Annotated in this window: 7 protein-coding genes; 3 read left to right on the forward strand and 4 right to left on the reverse strand. The window is 68.7% G+C overall.

Annotated elements, in window-relative coordinates; genetic code table 11:
- Positions 1-600: 600 nt before the first annotated feature.
- On the forward strand, positions 601-1,353 hold the full coding sequence (locus AC07DI_RS07550; RefSeq protein WP_478902834.1) for a copper chaperone PCu(A)C domain-containing protein: 753 nt from the start codon (positions 601-603) through the stop codon (positions 1,351-1,353).
- A gap of 107 nt (positions 1,354-1,460) precedes the next feature.
- Here the strand turns inward: AC07DI_RS07550 and phoP are convergent, their stop codons facing one another.
- Entirely contained in the window at positions 1,461-2,141 is a 681-nt protein-coding gene (phoP, locus tag AC07DI_RS07555) for a two-component system response regulator PhoP (protein WP_030362171.1), read from the reverse strand.
- On the reverse strand, positions 2,138-3,403 hold the full coding sequence (gene phoR / locus AC07DI_RS07560; RefSeq protein WP_384261195.1) for a two-component system sensor histidine kinase PhoR: 1,266 nt from the start codon (positions 3,401-3,403) through the stop codon (positions 2,138-2,140). Before phoR ends, phoP begins: the two co-directional genes overlap by 4 nt.
- Positions 3,404-3,743: 340 nt before the next feature.
- Here phoR and phoU point away from each other — a divergent pair, with 340 nt between their 5' ends.
- Together phoU and AC07DI_RS07570 are read left to right on the forward strand one after the other, a co-directional pair.
- Positions 3,744-4,457 carry a phosphate signaling complex protein PhoU gene (gene phoU / locus AC07DI_RS07565; protein ID WP_384261197.1) on the forward strand — a complete coding sequence of 238 codons (714 nt, stop codon included), beginning with the start codon at positions 3,744-3,746 and terminating at the stop codon, positions 4,455-4,457.
- A 508-nt stretch (positions 4,458-4,965) separates the two neighbouring features.
- A complete protein-coding gene (locus AC07DI_RS07570; protein ID WP_384261200.1) occupies positions 4,966-5,181 on the forward strand; it encodes a hypothetical protein in 216 nt (71 codons plus the stop codon).
- A gap of 210 nt (positions 5,182-5,391) precedes the next feature.
- On the opposite strand, the gene AC07DI_RS07575 is transcribed toward AC07DI_RS07570, so the two are convergent.
- Positions 5,392-5,955, reverse strand: coding sequence for a GNAT family N-acetyltransferase (locus tag AC07DI_RS07575; protein ID WP_478902837.1), 564 nt, complete (start codon positions 5,953-5,955; stop codon positions 5,392-5,394).
- The gene (locus AC07DI_RS07580) at positions 5,952-6,725 is read right to left on the reverse strand and encodes a GntR family transcriptional regulator (protein WP_478902839.1); all 774 of its coding nucleotides are present in this window, start codon (positions 6,723-6,725) and stop codon (positions 5,952-5,954) included. The genes AC07DI_RS07575 and AC07DI_RS07580 overlap by 4 nt, the downstream gene beginning before the upstream one ends.
- Positions 6,726-7,219 lie beyond the last annotated feature (494 nt).

Raw genomic sequence — 7,219 nt, forward strand, 5'->3', positions numbered from 1 at the left:
CAGGTCGGAGCGGCTCTTCGGGGAGCCGGAAACGCGCCTGCCGCGCGCCCCTCAAGAGCGTCCAGGACGGCCGAACGTCCCGGTTTGCGCGGTTCCAAGCGGTGAACTTTCGATACTCCGTTCGGGGGTCGAAGAGGTGTGCTGAGCGCCACCCGAAGCGTTTCCCGGCGATTCCGGAATTGATCAAGCAGTCGTGTGATCAATTCTCCGGACCACCATGCATTCCTTACCGGAAATCCCCAGGACGGCCCGCCGGAGCACTTGACGGCGCTTATGCGAATGGTGGCGGTGGGGTCATTGGGGCCGGTGAGGCGGAGGGTGGCGGAGGAGTAGGCAAGGGGCGCGCGGACCGGGAGGCGGCGCGGATGTGGCGCGGTATGCGGCTCGGACGCGGTCCGGATGCGGTCCAGGTGCGGTCCGGGTGCGGTCCGGATGTGGCGTGGGTGCGGTCCGGATGTGGCCCGGGTGCCCTAAGGGGCGGGTCGGGTGCGATGGTGCGGGAACGGCTCGGTAACCTAAGCGCGCTGACACACCCTTAGGGCGGCTTTACTGTCGCCCGTCCTGTCCTGTACCGCCCACGTTCAAGGAGTTGCCGCCGCCGTGAGCCGCAGCCTTCGACGCGGCGCCCTCGCCGCCACCGCCCTCGCGTTCTCGCTCGCGTCGCTCTCCGCGTGCGCCGCAGGCAACAACGCTCAGACGATGGAGGTCAAGCCGGACAACGCCGCGACCTCCGTCGGCGACATCAAGATCCAGAACGCCATGGTCATCACGCAGCCGGACAAGGAGACCGAGGGCCCGGCCGCGGTCTCCGCGACGATCTTCAACGCCGGCGACAAGCCCGAGACCCTGAACGCCATCTCGGTCGAAGGCTCGTCCAAGAAGGCCAAGCTCACCGCGGGCAAGGACGACAAGGCCTCCAAGCCGAACGGTCCGCTGACCATCCCGGCGGGTGGCTCCATCGTCATCGGCGGCAAGAACAACGCCTCCGCGGTCCTGACCGCCGGCCGCGAGTCGATCAAGGACGGCAACGCGCAGCCGGTCACCTTCTCGTTCGGCAAGACCGGCGACGTGAAGATGAAGGCGTTCGTCGTGCCCGCCGGCAGCTACTTCAGCAAGTGGGGCCCGAGCCAGGCCCCGCAGTCGCCGGAGGGGAAGCCGGGCAAGCCCGTGAAGTCCGGTGAGCCGGCGCCCGGCGACTCCGGCAAGGGCTCCCACAAGCCGTCGGACGGCGGAAGCACGAAGCCTTCGGACAAGGCCGACGGTGCGGGTACCGACGCCGGTACGGGCACCGACGCGGGTACCGATGCCGGTGCCAACACCGGTACCGGTACCGACACCGGCGCCGAGCACTGATCGGCGTACGTAACGCAGCACGGCAGTGATGAAGGGCGGGACCCGGTCGGGGTCCCGCCCTTCATCACTGCCTACGGCCTGCTGGCTGCCGCCTGCGTTTCTACGGCCTACGGCTCGAACTTGTAGCCGAGACCGCGGACGGTCACCAGGTAGCGCGGCGCCCCCGGGTCCGGCTCGATCTTGGCGCGCAGGCGCTTGACGTGGACGTCGAGGGTCTTGGTGTCCCCCACGTAGTCGGCGCCCCAGACGCGGTCGATGAGCTGCATGCGGGTCAGGACGCGGCCCGCGTTGCGCAGGAGCATCTCCAGGAGGTCGAACTCCTTCAGGGGCAGGTCGACCTTGGAGCCGGAGACCGTGACCACGTGCCGGTCCACGTCCATGCGGACCGGGCCCGCCTCCAGGGCCTGCGGGGCGACCTCCTCGGGCTCGCCGCGGCGGCGCAGGACGGCCCGGATGCGGGCCACCAGCTCCCGCGAGGAGAACGGCTTGGTGACGTAGTCGTCGGCTCCTATCTCCAGGCCGACCACCTTGTCGATCTCGCTGTCCTTGGCGGTGACCATGATCACCGGGACGTTGGAGCGGCTGCGCAGCTGGCGGCAGACCTCGGTACCGGGCAGGCCGGGCAGCATCAGGTCGAGCAGGACGAGGTCGGCGCCGTTGCGCTCGAATTCGTCGAGTCCGTCCGGGCCGGTCGCCGCGATGGCGACTTCGAAGCCCTCCTTGCGGAGCATGTAGGACAGGGCGTCGCTGAAGGATTCCTCGTCCTCGACGACGAGCACTCGGGTCACGGAAGGACCTCCGGGGCAGGAATGGGTTCGTACGCGGTGTTCGCGGCGGATTCGTCGCCCGCGGCGGTCTCCTCGTCGAGGCCGCCGCCGCGACCGGTTCCGCGGTCGCGGTGCGCGGCCGCCTCGGGCAGCCGCAGGGTGAAGGTGGAGCCCTGTCCCTCGGAGCTCCACACGGTGACCTCCCCGCCGTGCGAGGCGGCCACGTGTTTGACGATGGCGAGGCCGAGGCCCGTGCCGCCGGTGGCCCGGGAGCGGGCCGGGTCGACGCGGTAGAAGCGCTCGAAGATGCGCTCCTTGTCCTTGTCGGAGATGCCGATGCCCTGGTCGGTGACGGCGACCTCGATGAGGTCGCCGCCGGGTGCCGCGACCCGGCGGGCGGCTATGCCCACGCGGGTGCGGGCGGGGCTGTAGTTGACGGCGTTCTCGACGAGGTTGCCGAGGGCCGCGGCGAGCTGGCCGCGGTTGCCCCAGATCTGGAGCTCCGCGGTGCCGCCCGCCGCCATGGTGATCTGCTTGTGCGAGGCCTGGTGGCGGCTGCGGTCGATCGCCTCCGCCACCAGTTCGTCGACACGGACCGGTTCGGCGTCCTCCAAGGGGTCGTCGTTCTGCACCCGGGAGAGGTCGATGAGCTCCTGGACGAGGCTGGTCAGGCGGGTCGCCTCGATCTGCATGCGGCCCGCGAAGCGCTCGACGGCCTCGGGGTCGTCGGAGGCGTCCATGACGGCTTCGGAGAGGAGGGAGAGGGCGCCGACCGGGGTCTTGAGCTCGTGGCTGACGTTCGCGACGAAGTCGCGCCGTACGGCCTCGATGCGGCGGGCCTCGGTGAGGTCCTCCACGAGGAGCAGAACGAGCCGGGAGCCGAGCGGGGCGACGCGCGCCGAGACCGCGAGGGCCTCGCCGCGGCCGGTGCCGCGCCGCGGCAGGTCCAGTTCGACCTGGCGTATCTCCCCGTCGCGGCGGGTGTCGCGGGCCATCTGCAGCATCGGTTCGACGGCGAGTTTCCCGCCGCGTACGAGACCGAGCGCGTACGCCGCCGAGCTGGCCTTGACCACGCTGTCGGCCTCGTCGAGGACGACCGCGGAGGAGCGCAGCACGGAGAGCACCGTGTCCACCCCCGGCGGGAGTACGGGGTCGGTGTGCAGGGAGGTCCGGGTGGGGCGTTTCTGGTCGCGCTCGCTCCATCGGAACGCCAGCATGGCGATGACACCGGTGCACACCCCGGCGATCGCTGCCGCTGCGGCGACCGCCGCGTTCACGTCCATGGGTCCAAGGTTATGCGCCTGGTCAGCGTGGCCCACAGCCAAACGGGTGCCGCCTCGAACACTCGTCGCCCAGAGTTCACCGTGGGGACGGTGCCGGTTCACTTCCCCCGGCCGGGCGGGGGCGGGTGCGGGCGGGGTCGTCGCCCTCCGTCGCCCACAGTTCACCTTGATGACGGGGGTGATTCATTTGGGGTGCCGGAAACGGACGCGTCGGGCCCGCACCGTGGGAGCGTAGAGGCCAGCCCCCTGAGACGTACTGGAGCGTAGGGGCCAGCCCCCTGAGACGTACTGGAGTATTCGGGGCCAGCCCCCTGAGACGTACCTAGAGAGGGACAGCCACATGCGGGACGCGTACCACGAGGAACTTGACTCGATCGGCGAGAGCCTGGTCGAGATGGCCCGCCTCGTCGGGTCCGCGATCGGGCGCGCCACGACGGCCATGCTCGACGCCGACCTGAAGATGGCGGAGAGCGTGATCGCCGCCGACCAGAAGGTCGACGATCTGCAGCACGACCTGGAGGCCCGCGCGATAGCCCTGCTCGCGCGCCAGCAGCCGGTCGCCACGGATCTGCGCATCGTCGTCACCTCGCTGCGCATGAGCGCCGACCTGGAACGCTCGGGCGACCTCGCCCAGCACGTCGCGAAGCTGGCGCGGCTGCGCTTCCCGGACTCGGCGGTGCCGCGGGACCTGCACGCCACGATCCTGGAGATGGGCCAGCTCGCGCAGCGCCTGATGGCGAAGGCGGCGGAGGTCATCATCACCAAGGACGTCGACCTGGCGCTCCAGCTGGAGCAGGACGACGACGAGATGGACCAGCTGCACCGCACGCTCTTCCAGCACCTGATGGACGACCGCTGGAAGCACGGCATCGAGACGGCCGTCGACGTGACGCTCCTCGGCCGCTACTACGAGCGCTTCGCGGACCACGCGGTGTCGGTGGCGAAGCGGGTCGTGTACCTGGTCACGGGCGAACACGCGGACGAGATCCAGGCGACGGGTCCTGCGGCGGGCCCGGCGGCGGCTCCGGCGCCGGTGGAGGGCGGCGGCGCGTAGCCCTCCGCACCCATGTGCCCCGCTCGACATCAGGTGTCGTGCGGGGCACGGTTCGTGTGCGCGTGTGTGCTCCGGCCGTGGGTCAGCCGCAGCCGCCGCCGCACGAGCAGGGCCCACCGGACTGACACCCGCAACCGCACCCCGAGCCGCAGCCGCAGGCTCCCAGGAGTACGAGGGTGGGCAGCCCAGGCGTGTCGACGGGCGGCTCGGGGACGGATTCGCGCACGGGGGACTCGGCCATGGTCTCCTCCTCGAAGGCGTACGAGGTACTGCCTGTTTCCCATTGCATGCCCAGGGGGGCGGGGCGCATCAACGGCGCACGCGCGCGTGGCGGGCAGGCCGACCGCGCCGGAATCCCCCCGCCGTGACCACGGCATACACGTCGTGCACGTGCCGATCCGGCCGTCGATGAACGGTTTGCTGCCAACTAAGGGTGGCCGCGGGGCCACGGAAGGTGGTCCGGGTTACACAGGAAAGCCGGGACGTTCGCACGTGAGGGGGTCTGGTCGTGGTACTGACGATCAACGTGGCGGTGCTTCTGGCCGTCATCATCGTGCTGCGCCTGCGGAGGCGAACCCAGGCCCGCAGCCGCAATGACGAGCAGCTGACGGTGGTCATCGTGCTCGTCTTCGGCGTACTGATCGCCCCGACGGCCTTCGGCCAGTGGATCCTCGACGTGGTCGGCAGCCTCGCGAAGGGCGTCACGGACTCCGGCAGCCCCTGAGAGCAGCCCCCTACCGACGGGGAACCCGCAGGCAGGGGGCGTGCAGTCGCAGCCGCAGAGTTACTTCTTCTTGCCCTGGGTCTGGTGGGCCCGTTTTTCGCCCCTGGTCAGCGGACTGCACACACCAACTGAGCTGCGAACCGACGGTCGTCGTTGGTCGTCATTGGTCGTTGCCGGTTGTCCTCGGACGGCCCGGAGACGGCCCGGCTCTCAGGGCGAAAGAGGCTCAGGCGCGGGCGTCAGATCCTCGAATCCATGCTCCGTCGGACCGGTGAGGCGCTGCGCCAGCCAACCAGAGACGCGCGGCCCTCCGTTCACAGCGCTGCCCTCCTTGACGGTGCGCACGTGCTCGAACCCCTGGCGAAGGTAATAGTGCTGAAGTCTCTCGTTCGTCGTCCAGGCGTCCAAGCGTAGCCACTTGGCGCCGGCATGGAACGCCCGCTCGCCTGCCCAATCGAGCGTGCGACCACCAACGTTCCGCCCCGCGTGTGTACGCGCCACGGTCAGTTTGTTGATGAACAAAGAGGGTTCTTGCAGCTCCCGTGCTGTCCAGAGCCCGTCTTCCGCATCTGGTGTGAGGGTGATGGTTGCCGCCGTATCCGCGCCATCCATCACCATGAAGACGGTCCCTGCTTCGATCGTGGCTAGCAGCCGGTCGGCAGGATACGGGCGCTGCCATTGGTCGCTGCCGAGACGGGTGAGCCAAGCCGCAGCCTCCTCGCGGAAGGCCAGCAGCTTGGTCACGTCATTGGGTTGAGCAGGAATGATTCTCACTGGGGCTCATTCTCGCTTCGGGCGGACAGGTCGCCGATCTCGTAGTTCATCCGGTTCAGATCACCCCGGAAGGTCGTGATGGTGCAGCGAATCGGCTGGTCTTCCGAGTAGCCGGTGCGGGTCCAGAGCATGACGGGGACGCCCGCTCCGATCTCCAGTAGCCGCGCCTCGTCCGGGGTGGGCATGCGAGTTGCGATTTCGTCGAAGTAGCCGACTTGCGTGATGCCCAGGCTCGCGAGGTACCGAGTCGTACCCTCCGCGATGTCGCCTGGCTCCGTCAGTCGCGGCCCCTGTTTGACCAGCCATTCCGGGTAGTGCGTCGCCTGGGTCGACCACGGCACGTCGTCGACGAAGCGGTGGCAGAAGCGGAGCACGGTCGTGGCTTCCACTTCCACCTTGAGCCGTTCCGCGATGTACACGGGGGCAGGCTTCATCTCCACCCGGAAGGTCTGGGACGGCCGGCGTCCTGCGTTCGTCACGTCCGTGCTGTACGCGTCACCGTTCTGAGGGAAGCTCAGGTTCTCGAATCGAGAAGCGTTGAGTTCGAAGACCTCATGGTTGGTCACCTCGTATCCGAGCCCCTGGCTTGACGAGATCAAACCCTGGGTGACCAGCAGGTTCAGTCCCGATCGGACCGTGTTCCGGGACGCATCGAACCGGGCGGAAAGCTCACTCTCCGACGGCAACCGAGACCCCGGCGGGTACGTGCCGTTGTCGATCTCGCGGCGCAGAGCATCGGCCACTTGCCGGTACTTCGGTTGCTTGTTCATGCCCTCATCATGACGCACTCGCGCAACTTGTTGGTACATGTGGGCCCCAATCCCTTGACGACTCACTGTCCGTGGGTGCAGCATCACTGCATCAGCTTGTACCAACAAGTTGAGCAAGCGGTTCAATTCCCTTGAGTGTGCCGCCTGTAAGGACAGTGCTTGGTGAGTCCCGTGAGGACGGGAGCTGCGGCTACCGCGCTCATCGAGGAGCTGTCGTTGTTTGAGAACTGAATAGGTGGGCCCCGTCTCCCCGAGTCGAAAAGACGGACCGCGCGGACCAGGTCCGCGCACTTCTACTGCCTCGGTATCTCGCCGTGAGGGGCGCGGGATCGAATCCCGCCCGGGGCGCTGCGGTCGCACTCGCTGACCGCGCCGCCGCACCCTGTGCGGCTTCCTCCTAACGGCGCGCGGCCCCGGTGCTGGAACACCGGGGCCGCTGCTCATGCCGTTGCATCCGTGAGAGGACCTCGCCATGTTCGGCAAGAGCAAGCACA

The organism is Streptomyces sp. NPDC044106 (assembly GCF_056433985.1).